General features: G+C 66.1%; 12 protein-coding genes and 1 pseudogene. 7 read left to right on the top strand and 6 right to left on the bottom strand.

Annotated features, from left to right (window positions below):
- Positions 1 to 365: 365 nt before the first annotated feature.
- The 4 genes from moeA to H162_RS0128120 all read right to left on the bottom strand — a co-directional run bounded on the left by moeA (position 366) and on the right by H162_RS0128120 (position 8,075).
- Positions 366 to 2,240 (bottom strand): molybdopterin molybdotransferase MoeA, encoded by a 1,875-nt coding sequence (gene moeA, locus H162_RS0128135; RefSeq protein WP_040788442.1) that lies wholly within the window; start codon positions 2,238 to 2,240, stop codon positions 366 to 368.
- A gap of 6 nt (positions 2,241 to 2,246) precedes the next feature.
- Positions 2,247 to 3,356 (bottom strand): GTP 3',8-cyclase MoaA, encoded by a 1,110-nt coding sequence (gene moaA / locus H162_RS0128130; protein WP_020656818.1) that lies wholly within the window; start codon positions 3,354 to 3,356, stop codon positions 2,247 to 2,249.
- Positions 3,349 to 4,668 (bottom strand): chromate efflux transporter, encoded by a 1,320-nt coding sequence (gene chrA, locus H162_RS0128125; RefSeq protein ID WP_020656817.1) that lies wholly within the window; start codon positions 4,666 to 4,668, stop codon positions 3,349 to 3,351. The genes moaA and chrA overlap by 8 nt, the downstream gene beginning before the upstream one ends.
- 227 nt (positions 4,669 to 4,895) lie before the next feature.
- The gene (locus H162_RS0128120; protein ID WP_026355201.1) at positions 4,896 to 8,075 is read right to left on the bottom strand and encodes an Rne/Rng family ribonuclease; all 3,180 of its coding nucleotides are present in this window, start codon (positions 8,073 to 8,075) and stop codon (positions 4,896 to 4,898) included.
- 676 nt (positions 8,076 to 8,751) lie between these two features.
- On the opposite strand from H162_RS0128120, the gene H162_RS0128115 reads away from it, so the two are divergent.
- The 4 genes from H162_RS0128115 to H162_RS0128100 all read left to right on the top strand — a co-directional run bounded on the left by H162_RS0128115 (position 8,752) and on the right by H162_RS0128100 (position 11,989).
- Entirely contained in the window at positions 8,752 to 9,738 is a 987-nt protein-coding gene (locus tag H162_RS0128115; protein ID WP_026355200.1) for an RluA family pseudouridine synthase, read from the top strand.
- A gap of 182 nt (positions 9,739 to 9,920) precedes the next feature.
- Positions 9,921 to 10,580 carry an HAD-IA family hydrolase gene (locus H162_RS0128110; RefSeq protein WP_026355199.1) on the top strand — a complete coding sequence of 220 codons (660 nt, stop codon included), beginning with the start codon at positions 9,921 to 9,923 and terminating at the stop codon, positions 10,578 to 10,580.
- Positions 10,581 to 10,952, top strand: coding sequence for a Rieske (2Fe-2S) protein (locus H162_RS0128105; RefSeq protein ID WP_020656813.1), 372 nt, complete (start codon positions 10,581 to 10,583; stop codon positions 10,950 to 10,952).
- A gap of 35 nt (positions 10,953 to 10,987) precedes the next feature.
- Positions 10,988 to 11,989, top strand: coding sequence for a S49 family peptidase (locus H162_RS0128100; RefSeq protein WP_020656812.1), 1,002 nt, complete (start codon positions 10,988 to 10,990; stop codon positions 11,987 to 11,989).
- A 417-nt stretch (positions 11,990 to 12,406) separates the two neighbouring features.
- Here H162_RS0128100 and H162_RS0128095 read toward each other — a convergent pair whose 3' ends face one another.
- Entirely contained in the window at positions 12,407 to 12,739 is a 333-nt protein-coding gene (locus H162_RS0128095) for a hypothetical protein (protein WP_020656811.1), read from the bottom strand.
- A 192-nt stretch (positions 12,740 to 12,931) separates the two neighbouring features.
- Here H162_RS0128095 and H162_RS0128090 point away from each other — a divergent pair, with 192 nt between their 5' ends.
- From H162_RS0128090 to H162_RS0128080, 3 genes are all read left to right on the top strand, one after another.
- On the top strand, positions 12,932 to 13,651 hold the full coding sequence (locus H162_RS0128090) for a pseudouridine synthase (RefSeq protein WP_020656810.1): 720 nt from the start codon (positions 12,932 to 12,934) through the stop codon (positions 13,649 to 13,651).
- A 106-nt stretch (positions 13,652 to 13,757) separates the two neighbouring features.
- Positions 13,758 to 14,849: a phospholipase A gene (locus H162_RS0128085; protein ID WP_020656809.1), complete on the top strand. Its 1,092-nt coding sequence runs from the start codon at positions 13,758 to 13,760 to the stop codon at positions 14,847 to 14,849.
- A gap of 43 nt (positions 14,850 to 14,892) precedes the next feature.
- Positions 14,893 to 15,876 carry a fumarylacetoacetate hydrolase family protein gene (locus tag H162_RS0128080; protein ID WP_020656808.1) on the top strand — a complete coding sequence of 328 codons (984 nt, stop codon included), beginning with the start codon at positions 14,893 to 14,895 and terminating at the stop codon, positions 15,874 to 15,876.
- Positions 15,877 to 16,117: 241 nt separating this feature from the next.
- On the opposite strand, the pseudogene H162_RS35820 reads toward H162_RS0128080, so the two are convergent.
- A pseudogene (locus H162_RS35820) lies at positions 16,118 to 16,251 on the bottom strand (IS630 family transposase); the annotation flags it as partial.

The raw sequence follows: 16,251 nt of genomic DNA, 5'->3' as shown, positions 1-16,251 counted from the left end.
GATTTCAGTTTGCCATTCGATCCATCGAGCAGCATGCAATCAAGCTTGGCTTTGGCAACGTCTACACCCAGGTAAAACATGAATTCTCCTTGTATTCTCGATCATCACACTCACTCTCCTTGTGCATGCAGGGTCATTGCCCTTGGCTACCGTCCAGTGTTGGATATGGTGTGAGAATGAGGTGAAGGGCTTGATCTACGTTACAAGGTCGGGCCTTCAGGGTGGGCTCAAGCTGGTCTTCACCTCGATTGGCGGTAGCTAACCACCAATATGATCAAGATACAAGGGTGGGCGGAGTCGGACTGACCCAGAAAACTGGTGTCCAATTTTTGGGGACAGTTCAGTGGACGGCACAGCCGTGCAGCCTACAGCAATCCTTCGAAGGGCAGGATGTCCACCACGTCGCCCACGGCCACGTTGCCCTGTTCGTCGTGCAGCACCACCATGCAGTTCGCTTCCGACATCGAGCGCAGGATGCCCGAGCCCTGGGAACCGGTGATCCGCACTTCCGGCTCGCCGTCGGCGCCGCGCGCGACGATGCCGCGCTGGTATTCGGTGCGGCCGGGCTTCTTGCGGATCGCGCCGCTCGAGCGCGCGCGCAGCAGCGGCAGCGGGGCCTCGGCGCCCATCATGCGCAGCAGCGCCTCGCGCGCGAAGAAGTAGAACGACACCATCACCGCCACCGGATTGCCCGGCAGTCCGAACAGGAAGGCGCTGCGCCCGTTCGAGCTGATGCGCCCGAAGGCCAGCGGCCGCCCGGGGCGCATGCCGATCTTCCAGAAGGTCACGTCGCCCAGCAGCGCCATCACCTGTTTCGTGTAGTCGGCCGCGCCCACCGAGACCCCGCCCGAGGTGACGATCGCGTCCGCGTTCTCGCAGGCGCTGCGCAGCGCATCCTCCAGCGCCTCGGGGCTGTCGCGCACCACGCCCATGTCGATGATGTCGCAGCCGAGCCGCTGCAGCATGCCGTAGATCGTGTAGCGGTTGCTGTCGTAGACGCAGCCTTCGTCGAGCGCTTCGCCGATCGAGCGCAGTTCGTCGCCGGTCGAGAAGAAGGCCACCCGCAGGCGTCGTTGCACCGGCACCTCGGCCACGCCGAGCGAGGCGACCAGCCCCAGGTCGGCCGGGCGGATCACGCGTCCGGCCTTGAGCGCGGCGCTGCCGGCCTTCAGGTCTTCGCCGGCGAAGCGGCGGTTGTCGCCCGCGCGGATCGCGCCGGCCCGCACGCCGACCGTGTCGTCGCCGGCCGGTTCGGCGAATTCCTGCGGCAGCACGCTGTCGCAGCCGTCGGGCATCACGCCGCCCGTCATGATGCGCACGCATTCGCCGGGACCCGGCAGCAGTCCGGAGGGCTTGCCGGCATAGGCGACCCCGATCACCTTCAGGGTGGCGACGCCATCGGGAGGCAGGTCGGCGCCGCGCAGCGCGTAGCCGTCCATGGCCGAGTTGTCGTGGGCCGGCACGTCGATCGGCGACACGATGTCGCGCGCCAGCACGCGGCCCAGGGCGGAGCGCAGCGCCACCTGCTCGCTTGAACGCAGCGGCTGCACGAAGTCGCGGATGATGCGCTGGGCGTCGCGCACCGGCAGGGCTTCCGGATCGTAGCCGTCGATGCAGCTGGCCACCTGCGCCAGGCTGCGCGGGCCGCTTTCGTCGAGACTCCGCAGTTCCTCGAGCGTGTTGATGTTGCGGAAGGCGTCGGCGTCGTCGAACAGCACCTCGACCGCCTTCAGGTCGCGGTACCAGCCGTCCACGCGCCGGCCGCCCTCGGCCAGGTAGGTCGACAGCACCGGCAGGCGGCTGGCGCGCACCAGGCAGAAGACGGGATGGGCCTGGGTGCGCATGCCCGCTTCGCGGGTGGCGGCGAAGGCGACATCGGCATCGTTCTCCTGTAAAGCGGCGCACAGGCGCGCCGCGAGGTCCTCCGGCACGAAGGGCGAATCGCAGGGCACGGCGAGCAGGAAGGGCGTGCCGCAGTGGCGCAGGCCGGCTTCGAGCCCGGCCAGCGGGCCCGCGAAGCCGGGCGTTTCATCCGGCCACACCGGTACGCCGAGCGCGGCGTAGGTGTCGAGGTTGCGGTTGGCGTTGATGGCGATGCTGCCGACCTGCGGCGCGAGCCGCGCCAGCACCTGCGCCACCATCGTCGCGCCGCGGAAGGGCTGCAGGCCCTTGTCGACATTGCCCATGCGCGAGCCGCGTCCGCCCGCCAGAATCAATCCGCTGATTGCGCTGCTATCCATCCGTCCTCAACCCCCGATATACGACATTTCGACCTTGCGTGCGCCGCGTTCCAGCCCGGCCGTGCTGATGGTGCGGGTCTCGGAATAGCTGTCGGTGCGCGCGCGCCACAACTGGGCGATGGCGCCGCTGATCTCGAGGTCGGAGCGGCCGGTGCGCAGCAGTGCGCGCAGGTCGTGTCCGCGGGTGGCGAACAGGCAGGTGTACAGCTTGCCCTCGGTCGACAGGCGCAGGCGGGTGCAGTCGTGGCAGAAGGCATGGGTGACGCTCGAGATCACGCCGATCTCGCCGCCGCCGTCGAGATAGCGCCAGCGCTCGGCGGTCTCGCCGGCGTAGTTGGCGCCGACCGGCGCCAAAGGCAGCTCGGCCGAAATGCGGCGCACCACCTCGCTTGAGGGCACGACTTCGTCCATGTTCCAGCCGTTCGAGGCGCCCACGTCCATGTATTCGATGAAGCGCAGGATGAAGGGCGTGCCCTTGAAGTGGCGCGCCATCGGCAGGATCTGGCCGTCGTTGGTGCCGGCCTTGACCACCATGTTGACCTTGATCGGTCCCAGGCCCGCGGCGTGGGCGGCTTCGATCCCGCCCAGCACATCGGAGACCGCGAAGTCGACGTCGTTCATGCGGCGGAATACCGTGTCGTCGAGCGCGTCGAGCGATACCGTGACGCGGTCCAGGCCCGCATCCTTCAGGGCGCGCGCCTTGCGCGCCAGCAGCGAACCGTTGGTGGTGAGGGTGAGGTCGAGCGGGCGGCCGCTGGGCGTCGGCAGGGCGCGCAGCATCGCGACCAGGCGCTCCAGGTCCTTGCGCAGCAGCGGCTCGCCGCCGGTCAGGCGCAACTTCTCGACACCGTGCGCCACGAACAGCCGCGCCACGCGCGCGATCTCCTCGAACGAGAGCAGGGCGCTGTGCGGCAGGTAGGCGTAGTCCTTGTCGAACACCTCCTTCGGCATGCAGTAGACGCAGCGGAAGTTGCAGCGGTCGGTGACGGAAATGCGCAGGTCGTGCAGGGGCCGGCCGCGCGCGTCGAGCAGCAGGCCGGTGGGTGCTTCGGGCGCTGCCGGGACTGCGAGCGCGGGCGCGCGCAGGTCATTGATCAGGATGGTTTTTTCAGCCATGCCAATACGATAGCACGAGGCCCGCGAATGCACAGGCGGCAATGAGCTTGATGGGGCCGACGCGGTAGCGCAGCAGGGCCACGCCGGCGGCCAGTCCGATCGCCAGCGCGGCCGGCCGGAGCTGCCCGCCGGCAAAGAACACGTGCTGGCCGAAGAACACGGCGAGGCTCGCGACGACGCCGCTGACTGCCGCCGAGATCGCGGTGAGCGGGGCCGTCAGGCGCAGGTTGCCGCGTCCCGACTCGACCAGCGGACCGCCGGCGAGGATGAACACGAAGGAGGGCAGGAAGGTGAACAGCGCGGCCACCAGGGCGCCGGCGATGCCGGCCAGCGGCAGCGCGGCGGGGCCGAACAGCGCGTGCGTCCAGCCGCCGACGAAGCCGACGAAGGCCACGATCATGATCAGGGGACCGGGCGTGGTTTCGCCCAGCGCCAGGCCGTCGATCATCTGGTGCGCGCTCAGCCAGCCGTACTGCTCGACCGCGCCCTGCACCACATAGGGCAGGACGGCATAGGCGCCGCCAAAGCTCATCAACGCGGCCTTGGTGAAGAACCAGCCCATGCGGGCCAGGACGCCGCCGGGACCGGCCAGCGCCGCCAGCAGCAGCCAGGCGGCCAGCAGGATGGCGCAGCCGAGCGCCACCGCCCAGGCCAGGCGGCGCGCGGAAAAGCGGGCGTGTTCGGGTGTCGGGCTGTCGTCGTCGATCAGGGCGGGGCCATAGTGGCGGCGGTCGGCCGGGTGGGCGCCGCCGGGCTGGAAGCGCTGCGGCGACAGGCGGGCGCCGGCCAGGCCGACGAGCGCGGCGGCGAGCACGATCAGGGGGAAGGGCAGGTCGAACACGGCAATGGCAAGGAAGGCGGCCAGCGCGATCGCGGCCAGGGCGCCGTTGCGCAAGGTGCGGGTGCCGATGCGCCAGGCGGCGGCGATCACGATCGCGACCACGGCGGGCTTGATGCCGTCCATGATGCCGGCCACCACGGCGAGGTGGCCGAAGGCAAGGTAGATCCAGGACAGGGCGATCAGGAGCACCAGCGAGGGGAGGATGAACAGCAGGCCGGCCGCGATGCCGCCGGGTGCGCGGTGCAGCAGCCAGCCGATGTAGACCGCCAGCTGGGTGGCTTCGGGGCCGGGCAGCAGCATGCAGTAGTTCAGGGCGTGCAGGAAACGCTGCTCGGAAATCCAGCGGCGGCGCTCCACCAGTTCGGTGTGCATCAGCGCGATTTGTCCCGCGGGACCGCCGAAGCTGATGAAGCCGAGCTTGAGCCAGTAGAGCAGGGCGGTGCGGAAAGTGACCGGGGTGGGGGAGTGCATGCGCCGGGGTGTGGTTGGGTGCGAGCTATATTAGCGGATTGATATGTCGGGTAGGTTACCTGTTGCTCAGTAGGGTGGACGGGTTTCCCGTCCACGCGGTGATAGTTATATGCGAGATCATCGTGATAGAGATCGGCGCGGATCGTTATCACCGCGTGGGCGGGAGAACCCGCCCACCCTACAAAAGAAAAGGGGAGCCGAAGCTCCCCCTTTCTCACACAAGCCAATTACTGGCGCGTATCCACCTGGATCAGCGGCTCGTCCACCGGCGGCGGCAGCGGCTTGCGGCTGCGTCCCACGCGCGGCGGCGTGTTGGCCTGGGCGGCGGCTTCCTGCGCGGCGCGCAGTTTTTCCGGGTCGGTCGACGCCAGTTGCAGGCCAGCCTGGGCCAGCAGGTCGCCGAGGTCCATCGTTGCCGGAACCGGAGCCGGAGCCGGGGCGGCGGCCACGGCCGGTGCGGCTGCCGGAACCGGTTCTGCCGCGGCGGCGGCTACCGGAGCAGCCACCGGCTCGACGGCCGGAGCAGCCACCGGAGTCGGTTCTGCTGCGGCAACCGGAGCCGGGGCAAGCGGAGCCGCCACAGGCGCCGGAGCAGCCGGAGCCGCTTCAGGAGCAGGAGCAGCAGGCGCCGCGGCAACCGGTGCTTCGACCGGCGCAGCCGCTTCGGCCACAGGCGCCGGCTCGACCGCTGCCGGAGCAGGCGCTGGAGCTGGGACTGGAGCCGGAGCTGGAGCCGGTGCAGCGGCAGGCGCCGGAGCAGCAGCCTTCTCGGCCTCGGCACGGGCGGCGGCGATCGACGCGCTGGTCGGGAACATGTGTTGCGGCGCAGGTACAGGCGCTGCCTCGGCCTTCGGCTGGGCGGCGGCCATCGACGCGGCGGTCGGGAACACCCATGCACCCGTTTCCTTGGCCACGGTCGTGGCTTGCGCTTCGGCGGCGGCCTTGGCGGCTTCCTGGTCCGCTACCGGGGCGAATGCCGGCGCCTCGTCGGCGCCCTCGCCCGACTCGATGCCTTCGGCCTGGTCGCGATCGCGGCGGTTGCGGTTACGGCCGCCACGGCGGCGGCGGCGGCGCGGCTCGTCGCCGTCCATGTCGACTTCCTCGCCGTTCGGGCCGATGGTCGTCACCGACTTGATCACCTGCTCGACGATTTCCTGGGTGCCTTCCGGTCCGGTCGTGGTCACGGCCACGGTCTGGCTGGCCACGGTCTGGATGACGTTCAGTTCCTCGGCCTTGGCTTCCACCACCTGGGTGGCGCGCTCGGTGCGCTCGCGCGGCTGGCGCGGTGCGCGCTCAGGGCGTTCGCCACGCTCCTTGCGCTCGGCGCGTTCCGGACGCTCGGCGCCTTCGGCGCGCGGCGCCGCGACTGCGGCGGTCTCGACCTGTTCACGCGGCTCGCGCGGCTGGCGCGGCGGGCGTGGCTGGCGCGGCGGACGTGCTTCGGCTTCCGGCGCCTTGGCGCTGTCTTCCGTCAGGGCGGTCTTGGCGACGACTTCGCGGTCCTCGCGCTCGCGGCCACCCTGCTTGCCGCCGGTGCGGCCGCCAGTGCCGGTACGCGCACGCTGGCCACGGCCATTGCGCTCGCCACGCTCGCCTGGCGCCGGTGCGGCCGGCTTCTCGGCAACAACGGGAGCCGGAGGCGGGGTCGGTTCGGCAGGCTTGCCGAAGAAGAAGTTGCGCAGGCGGGCGAAGAACCCGGTCTCGGCAGGCGCCGGGGCCGGAGCCGGCGCAGGGGCCGGTGCGGCGGGCTCGACCGGCTTGGCCGGCTTGGCGGCTTCGCTGCGGTCGACCACCGGGGCCGGCTGGGCCGGGGTGATGGTCTTGACCACGGCTTCCTGGCGCGGCTTCTGCTCTTCCTTCTGGCGCTTGCTGTAGGCCATGTCGGTGTCGGCCGTTTCGGCCAGCGTGTAGCTGGCGGCGGCGTCTTCCAGGCGCGGATCGTCGTGCTTGATGCGCTCGAGCTTGTAGTGCGGGGTGTCCAGATGCTTGTTCGGGATCAGGATCACGGTGATGCGGTGGCGGTTCTCGATCTTGAGCACTTCGCCGCGCTTTTCGTTCAGCAGGAAGGCGGCGACATCGACCGGGACCTGGACGTGGATCGCGGCCGAGTTCTCCTTCATCGCTTCTTCCTGGATGATGCGCAGCACCTGCAGGGCGGAGGATTCGGTATCGCGGATATGGCCGGTGCCCGAGCAGCGCGGGCAGGTCACGTGCGAGCCTTCGGACAGCGACGGACGCAGGCGCTGGCGCGACAGTTCCATCAGGCCGAAGCGCGAGATCTTGCCCATCTGGACGCGTGCACGGTCATGGTGCAGGGCGTCCTTCAGGCGCTGTTCGACTTCGCGCTGGTTCTTGGCCACTTCCATGTCGATGAAGTCGATCACGATCAGGCCGCCCAGGTCGCGCAGGCGCAGCTGGCGGGCCACTTCCTCGGCCGCCTCGCAGTTGGTGTTGAAGGCGGTGGTCTCGATGTCCGAGCCGCGCGTGGCGCGCGCCGAGTTGACGTCGATGGACACCAGCGCTTCGGTGTGGTCGATCACGATCGCGCCGCCCGACGGCAGCGGCACGGTGCGCGCGTAGGCGGTCTCGATCTGGTGTTCGATCTGGAAACGGGAGAACAGCGGCACGTCGTCGCTGTAGCGCTTCACGCGGTGCACCATGTCGGGCATCACGTGGCTCATGAACTGGTGGGCTTGTTCGTAGATGTCGTCGGTGTCGATCAGGATCTCGCCGATGTCGGGCTGGAAGTAGTCGCGGATGGCGCGGATGACGAGGGAGGATTCCTGGTAGATCAGGAAGGGGCCCGCCGCCGATTTGCCGGCGCCTTCGATCGCGCGCCACAGTTGCATCAGGTAGTTCAGGTCCCACTGCAGTTCTTCGACCGTGCGGCCGATGCCGGCGGTGCGGGCAATCACCGACATGCCCTGCGGCAGGTCCAGCTTGTCCATGGTCTCGCGCAGTTCCTGGCGCTCTTCGCCTTCGACCCGGCGCGAGACGCCGCCGCCACGCGGATTGTTCGGCATCAGGACCAGGTAGCGGCCGGCCAGCGAGATGAAGGAGGTCAGCGCCGCGCCCTTGTTGCCGCGCTCTTCCTTCTCGACCTGGACCATGATTTCCTGGCCTTCGCGCAGCGCTTCCTTGATGGTGCAGTTGCGGACGTCGACGCCTTCGCGGAAATAGGAACGGGCGACTTCTTTGAAGGGGAGGAAACCGTGGCGGTCTTCGCCGTAGCTGACGAAGCAGGCTTCGAGGGAGGGTTCGATGCGGGTGATGACACCTTTGTAGATATTGGACTTGCGCTGTTCGCGACCGGCTGTCTCAATATCGATGTCGATCAGTTTTTGACCGTCGACAATCGCTACGCGCAGCTCTTCTTGCTGCGTAGCGTTAAACAACATACGTTTCATTTTTATAAACTCCGCGACCCGGGGGCCGTGTCATTGCCGCCCTTGCGGGCGGCGAAGTACAGGGATATACGCGGGAAGGGAGCGTTGGAGGGGGGTATGCCCGGACGTGCGGCACGACGACGCACAGCGTCGCCGCCGCAACAGGGCGCAAATGGAGCCGAACGTCATTGTCTCCGCACGCCGCGACCTCGACCAGGCCACTTGCCACTCCTTCGGAGTGGGCACAGCGGCGGGAGGGCGGAATGCAACAACGAGCCAAACCGTAGCCAGCGAACAAACCAAGACTTCGATACCGAGGCGATAGAACAGCCTTACTCTCTCAAGCCTTCAGGATGAGGCTTACATCGGGTCGGGCGAAAACGACAAGCGTTATCGACGCCATCAACCGGCGAGCAGCCGAAGGGCAGGCTTGCCGGTATTTATCCTTAAAAATCCAAACAATCCAATCCTGCATCCACGCGCGCAACCCGATTACAACTGCAGGTGCAACCCTGATTCGCGCAAGAATGTGCGTACACGTTTTTTCCATCGAATTTGCACTCATGCGGGGCCGATGGAGCGCGCCCCTGTGTAAAATATCGTTTTAATTCTTACACCTGCAGAGGTTTGACCGCCGCCTGTCGATTATATATTCAAAATGAAGGACTTAGAGAGAATTTCTGGGAAGACAAAGAGAATGGCTGTACAGAACGATGGTGTTCCCCCTTCATCACAGCCGGCGCTTCAGGCACAGTTTGTCACAATTACCGAAGAGGAAGCCGGTCAGAGGATCGACAACTATTTACTGCGTATCTGCAAGGGCGTCCCCAAGAGCCATATCTACCGCATCCTGCGCTCCGGCGAGGTGAGGGTCAACAAGGGACGCATCGACCAGGTCTACCGGCTCGGCGCCGGCGACGTGGTGCGCATCCCGCCGATCCGGCTGGCCGAAAAGAGCAGCAGCCAGGCCGCGCCGGGCGCCGAATTCGCGATCGTGTTCGAGGATACCCACCTGCTCGTCATCGACAAGCCGGCCGGGATCGCCGTGCACGGCGGCTCGGGCGTCTCGTATGGCGTCATCGAGCAGTTGCGCGCGGCGCGTCCGGAGGCCAAGTTCCTGGAACTGGTGCACCGCCTCGACCGCGAGACCTCCGGCCTGCTGCTGATCGCCAAGAAACGCACGGCCCTGACCAACCTGCACGAACAGATGCGCGAAGGCCTGACCGACAAGCGCTACCTGACCGCCGTGCATGGCGACTGGACCAACAAGCGCCAGCACATCAAGTTGCCGCTGCACAAGTTCACGACGCCGGACGGCGAGCGCCGCGTGGTGGTGCAGGCCGGCGGCCAGGAAGCGCATACGGTGTTCAACCTGTTGCGCAAGTGGAAAGACTTCGCCTTGCTGGAAGCCGAGCTCAAGACCGGGCGCACGCACCAGATCCGGGTCCACCTGGCGTCGTCGGGCTTCCCGATCCTGGGCGACGAGAAGTACGGCGATTTCGCGCTCAACAAGCAGCTGCAGAAGGCGGCGGGCGAGGAACGCGGCGCGCTGCGCCGCATGTTCCTGCACGCCTGGCAGATCACCTTCACCCATCCGGACAATGGGCAGCAGATGACCTTGCGCGCGCCGCTGCCGGCAGAGTGCGACCGATTCTTGGTAAGCTTGGGGCAAGCACTGGCATGAATGCAAGTAGGGTGGGCGGGTTTCCCGCCCACGCGGTGATGGTTGCCGTATTTGATATCGCGCCCGGTGATCTTGCTGTTAACTATCACCGCGTGGGCAGCGAAGCTGCCCACCCTACACGGCTACGACGGAACGCATGACAACATTTAATAAGAGGCCGGTGGCTGCTGCCACCGCATGACATGACAAGAAAACAATTTGACCTGGTCGTGTTCGACTGGGACGGCACACTGATGGACAGCACGGCGACGATCGTCAAGTGCATCCAGTCGGCGGCGCGCGACCTCGGCCTGCCGATACCCAGCGATGCCTCGGCATCCCATGTGATCGGCCTCAGCCTGTCCGAAGCGATGCAGGCGGTCATGCCCAACATCGACCCGGCCCTGTACCCGCGCATGGTCGAGCGCTATCGCTATCACTTCCTGACCAAGGACCATGAACTCGTCCTGTTCAGGGGCGTTCGCGAGATGTTGTCCGATCTTGCCAACGAGGGCTATTTCCTGGCGGTGGCCACCGGCAAGAGCCGCGTGGGCTTGAACCGGGCGCTGAACGCGGCCGGCCTGCTGTCGACCTTCGACGCCACCCGTTGCGCGGATGAGACATTCTCGAAACCGCATCCTGCGATGTTGCAAGAGTTGACACGCGAATTGGGACAGGATTTGCGCCGTACCGTTATGATCGGTGACACGACGCATGACTTAATGATGGCAAGCAACGCGGGCGCGGCCGGCATCGCGGTCGAATTCGGCGCTCATCCGGTCCAGCAGTTACAGGCATGCAAGCCGCTGTTCTCGGCGCGTTCCATCCCCGAGCTGCATGCCTGGCTGCTCGAGAATGCATAGATGAGCGAACAAGACGGCGTATTCGTGTGCGATGGCGTCGATTTGGCCGACGGCGGCCGCGGTATCCGGTTTCCTGTGCTGGCCTGGGGCCAGCCGGCGACCGGTTTCGTGGTGCGCTACGACGGCCAGGCGTATGCCTACCTGAACCGCTGTGCCCATGTCCCGATCGAGCTCGACTGGAATGAAGGCCAGTTCTTCGAATCCAGCGGCCTGTACCTGATGTGCTCCACCCATGGCGCGGTATACCTGCCCACCAGCGGCAGGTGCGCCGGCGGTCCCTGCCGTAATGGCCGGCTGCATCCGATTCCCGTCATCGAAAAGGATGGAAAGATCTTCTGGCAGCCGAACGACCAGTTTCATGTGCCTGCATAGGACAGCGCCACGAATTTCAGATAACGACAGAATTTATGACCGACCAGACCAGCAACGAACACCCAGGCGAAAGCCGGCTTGCCGCCGACCCGACGATCAGCAACTGGGAGCGCGCGACGCTCGAGAAGCTGGTGTTTGCCTCCGTGCAGGAGCGTCGCTCGGCGCGGCGCTGGGGCATTTTCTTCAAGCTCAGTTTCCTGATCGTGGCCCTGCTGGCGCTGTGGGCCTATTTCGACTTCACCACCAATGCCGGCGGCGACGAAAACCTCGGCCGTCACACCGCGTTGATCGAAATTAACGGCGAGATCGAAGCAGAAGGCAGCGGCGCGGCCGATACCGTGATTCCTTCGCTGAACAAGGCGTTTTCCGATTCGGGTTCGGCGGCCGTGGTGCTGCGCATCGACAGCCCGGGCGGCAGCCCGGTGCAGGCGGGCATCATCGTCGACGAGATCCAGCGCCTCAAGCGCGGCTATCCGGACAAGCCCCTGTATGTCGTGGTCGACGAGATCTGCGCCTCGGGCGGCTATTACATCGCCTCGGCGGCCGACCGCATCTTCGTGAACAAGGCCTCGATCGTCGGCTCGGTCGGCGTGCTGATGGACAGCTTCGGCTTCACCGGCACCATGGACAAGCTCGGCGTCGAGCGGCGTCTCCTGACCGCCGGCGAGAACAAGGGCTTCCTCGATCCGTTCAGCCCGCAGTCCGACAAGCACAAGGCGCATGCCCAGCAGATGCTCAACGAGATCCACCAGCAGTTCATCTCGGTGGTGCGCGCCGGGCGCGGCAAGCGCCTGAAGGAAACGCCCGAAACCTTCTCGGGACTGTACTGGACCGGCGCGAAGGCGGTGGAGATGGGCCTGGCCGACGGCTTCGGCACCGTCGACACGGTCGCCCGCGACATCGTGAAGGCCGAGGACATCGTCGACTACACGGCCCACGAGAACCTGCCGGAGCGCGTGCTGAAGAAATTCGGCGCGGCGGTGGGCGAGAGCGCGGTGAAGGCGGCCATTCATTCGCCTAGGCCGCAATTACAGTAGGGTGGACGGGTTCCCCGTCCACGCGGTGATCGTTAAATGCGAAAACATCGAACCCGGGTGCCGGCGCCGCTAACGATCACCGCGTGGACAGCAAAGCTGTCCATCCTACCGGCATAACAACGGGATTTTTGCTTGCATCCAGCAGTCAGTGGTCTATAGTATGTATGTAGTTGCTGCCGCGGCGGATGATAGTCACTCAGCCTGTTCGTCATCGTCCACATCGGAAGCACTATCCACTGCATCCAGTGCAGTTTCGAGAGAATTTTTATTCCTCACAGTAGTGTTCCCAATGGGAGCGGAGAACGGCGGCTTCGGCCGTCGTTTTCCATTCCTGGGTCACGCATTCACCCCAGAGACATTGAGCGAGCGCTCACATCGCTGCCCAGCCAAGGCATGCGGCTGCCGATCCTGAGCGGCTCACGTGCAGGCTCCCAACTGTTCGGTATCTCCGTCCCGCGCCGGCGGCACGGGCGCCAGGGGCGGCATCGGCCAGGCGCACGGTTCGTCATGCTGGGCGAACCCGCCATGCTCGAGCCAGGCCTGGAGGTCGCGCCCGGCATCCGCATACCAGGCCGCGCGCCGCGCCGGGGCGCCGGGAGCCAGGTGCGGCAGGTCGCCACCATGGGTCCAGCGCGCCAGCGCCAGCCGGGTAGGGAAAAGCGAAGCGTGTTCACTTGCCAAACGCAGCCGCGCCTTGTGGGCATCGGCAGCGTGCAGTGTCATGCTTGCAGTGTCGAGGTCGTTGTTCACGGTGGTTTCCTCTGCTTGAAACACCTGACGGACGCGGCGGTGACCGCGGTCGATTAGGCAAATTCCTAACGCATTGAAGTCTATCAATCGGAAATTTCCGAAGCTTGACGCCCGTCAAATGAACGAATGCATGCCACACGGACATGCGCTGCGGCTTTCACGGGCAAGGTGCTTCTGTTAAAGTCTCGGCCCATGAGTAAACTGTCCCTAGACCGTATCCTGCAATCGCAGGGCTTCGGCACCCGCAAGTATTGCCGCGCCTTGATCGAGGACGGCGACGTCGCCATTGGCGGCGAAATCCAGGATAACTACAAGGCCACGTTCGAGACCGGCGACCTGGTGCTGACCGTGTTCGACGAAGAGTGGCGCTACCGCGAGCATGTCTATATCGCGCTGTACAAGCCCGCCAACTACGAATGCTCGCGCAAGCCGAGCCATCACCCCGGCGTGCTGACCCTGCTGCCGGAACAGTTCAGCTGGCGCGAAGTGCAGCCGGTCGGCCGCCTCGACCACGACACCACCGGCCTGCTGCTGATGTCGGACGACGGCCCCTTCATCCACGCGCAATCCTCGCCCAAGCGCCACGTGCCCAAGGTGTACCAGGCCACGACCGCCGAACCGGTGACCGATGCGCTGGTCGAACGGCTGCTCGCCGGCGTGCAGCTGCACGACGAGCCGGCGCCCTTGCGCGCGGTCTCGTGCGTGAAGCGCGGCGAGCACCAGCTCGAGATCGTGCTGGAGCAGGGCAAGTACCACCAGGTCAAGCGCATGCTGGCGGCCGCGGACAACCACTGCAGCGCGCTGCACCGCTCGCAGATCGGCGGCCTGACCCTCGATGCACTCGGCATCCGCGAAGGCGAGTGGTGCTTCCTGGAGCAGGCCCAGCTCGACCTGCTGGTACCGGCGGCGTAAGACTGCGTCCTCTGTCACGTGCGACACCGATAAGACTTTTCCGCGACACTGGCGGGCGACGGCGCGCCCGCGATGGGCCGCCGCGCAATAGTCTTTTCAAAAAAACATGCACGTCTATCGAACCACGCTTTCCCTCGTCCCCCTCCTGATCGCGCTTCCCACCCTGGCCCAGAGTCTTCCGCAACACCTGGCCGACTGCGCGCCGATCGCCGACAACGCCCAACGCCTCGCCTGCTTCGACCGCCTCGCCGCGGCGCAGGCCGCTCCGGCCGCATCCACTGCGCCTGCCGCGACCGCCGTCCCGGAAGCACTGCCGGCCCAGTCCGCCAGCGCCTTCCCGGGACCGCGCAGCGCCGAGACCGACGCCGCCGCCTCGGTCGACCCGACCGTCGAGGCGGCCGCCCAATACAGCCTGAGCGGACACTGGGAGCTGGACGCCCGCGACAAGCGCGGCACCTTCGTGTTCCGCCCGCATCACCCGAACTACCTGATCGGCACCCGTACCTACCGGCCGAACGAGGCGCCCTACGAGCCGTTCCGCGATGAAGCCGGCCTGACCACGGGCCTGTCGAAGGGCGAGCTCGAGTTCCAGCTCGGCTTCAAGATGAAGCTGATCGAATCCATGTTCCTGAAGCCGGTCGACCTGTGGTTCGGCTATACCCAGAACAGCTTCTGGCAGGCCGGCAACCATAGAGCCTCGAGCCCGTTCCGCGAAACCAATTACCAGCCCGAGCTGATGCTGGTGACGCCGCTGAACGTCGGTGTACTGGGCGCCAACCTGCGTTTCCTGAACCTGGGCTTCGTGCACCAGTCGAACGGCCAGTCGTCGAGCCTGTCGCGCAGCTGGAACCGCTTCTATGCCCAGGTCGGCCTGGAGCGCGGCCCGCTGACGGTGACGGCCAAGGTCTGGAAGCGGGTCAATGAATCGCTCGAAGAGGACAACAACCCGGACATCACCGACTACATGGGGCGCGGCGAGCTGGCCGGCACCTGGCGGCTGGACGGCGGCCACGAAGTATCGGCCATGTTGCGCCGTAACTTCCATACCAACAAGGGCGCCACCCAGCTCGGCTGGGCCTTCCCGGTGGCCGGCCCGCTCAGTGGCTACCTGCACTGGTTCTCGGGCTATGGCCAGAGCATGATCGACTACAACTACTTCCAGCGCACTATCGGCGCCGGCGTCGTGTTCAAGTACTGAGCCGGGCCGTAGAATAGCGGGCTGCCAACCAGGAGCCTGCATCATGAAACTCGCCACCCTCAACGACGGTACCCGCGACGGCCAGCTGGCCGTGGTCGCGCGCGACCTGCGCACCGCCCACATCGCCGACGGCATCGCGCCGACCCTGCAGGCCGCGCTCGACGACTGGACCTTCATCGCCCCGCAGCTCGACGAGCTGTACCGCCAGCTGAACGAGGGCAGGGCGCGCCGTCCGTTCGACTTCGATCCGGCGCGCTGCATGGCGCCGCTGCCGCGCGCCTACCAATGGGCCGACGCTTCCGCCTATCTCAACCACGTGGAGCTGGTGCGGCGCGCGCGCAATGCCGAGATGCCGGCCTCGTTCCGGGAAGACCCGCTGATGGTCCAGGGCGGCAGCGACGATTTCCTGGGACCGGTGGACGACATCGTGCTGGCGCACGAGGAGTGGGGCATCGATTTCGAGGCCGAGGTGGCGGTCGTCACCGGCGACGTGAGCATGGGCGCGACGCCCGACGAAGCCAGCCAGCACATCCGGCTCGTGATGCTGGTCAACGACGTCTCGCTGCGCAACCTGATCCCGGACGAGCTGGCCAAAGGCTTCGGCTTCCTGCAGTCGAAGCCGGCCACCAGCTTCGCGCCGGTCGCGGTGACACCCGACGACCTGGGCGACGCCTGGCGCGGCGGCAAGCTGCATCTGCCGCTGCGCTCGGTCTGGAACGGCCACCTGGTGGGACAGCCGAATGCGGGAGACGACATGGCGTTCAATTTCCCGCAGCTGATCGCGCACCTGTGCAAGAGCCGCAATGTGCGGGCCGGCAGCATCGTCGGCTCGGGCACGGTGTCGAACAAGGATGCGCGCCGGGGGTATTCGTGCATCGCGGAGAAGCGCTGCCTGGAGATGATCGCGGACGGGGCGGCGTCGACACCCTTCATGCGCTTCGGGGATACGATCCGGATCGAGATGCTGGATGAGAAGGGGAAGTCGATCTTTGGGGCGATCGACCAGGCGCTCAAGCGCCTTGGGTAGGGTGGACGGATTTCCGTCCACGCGGTGATCGTTATCGGTGTCGATATCGCGCTCGATGATCTCGGCGGAAACTAGTCCACTGGACTAGTACAGCATCACACTTCGATTTTCGGATACAGGTGCTTGAGTTTGATCCGGGCGTCTGCAGTACGGAATTGCCAGTCGATACCGGTCTGGCGTAGGTTGCGGCGACTGGCCCATTGTCGAGCCAACTGGTCCACGGCATCGACCTCATCGATATGGTGTCCGAGACATTGCCGCGTAGCGGCGCTCAGTTCCGATTCGGCCATGTTGAGCCAACTGCCATGCTTGGGAGTGTGGATCAACTCCAGCCTCCTCATCAGGCGTAGCGCCTCGGCAGGATCAAAAGCCTGG

Source organism: Massilia niastensis DSM 21313, from assembly GCF_000382345.1.
Classification (GTDB): Bacteria; Pseudomonadota; Gammaproteobacteria; order Burkholderiales; family Burkholderiaceae_D; genus Telluria; species Telluria niastensis.
Note: the sequence above shows the minus strand (reverse complement) of the source record. Positions and strands in the feature narration are given on the sequence as shown.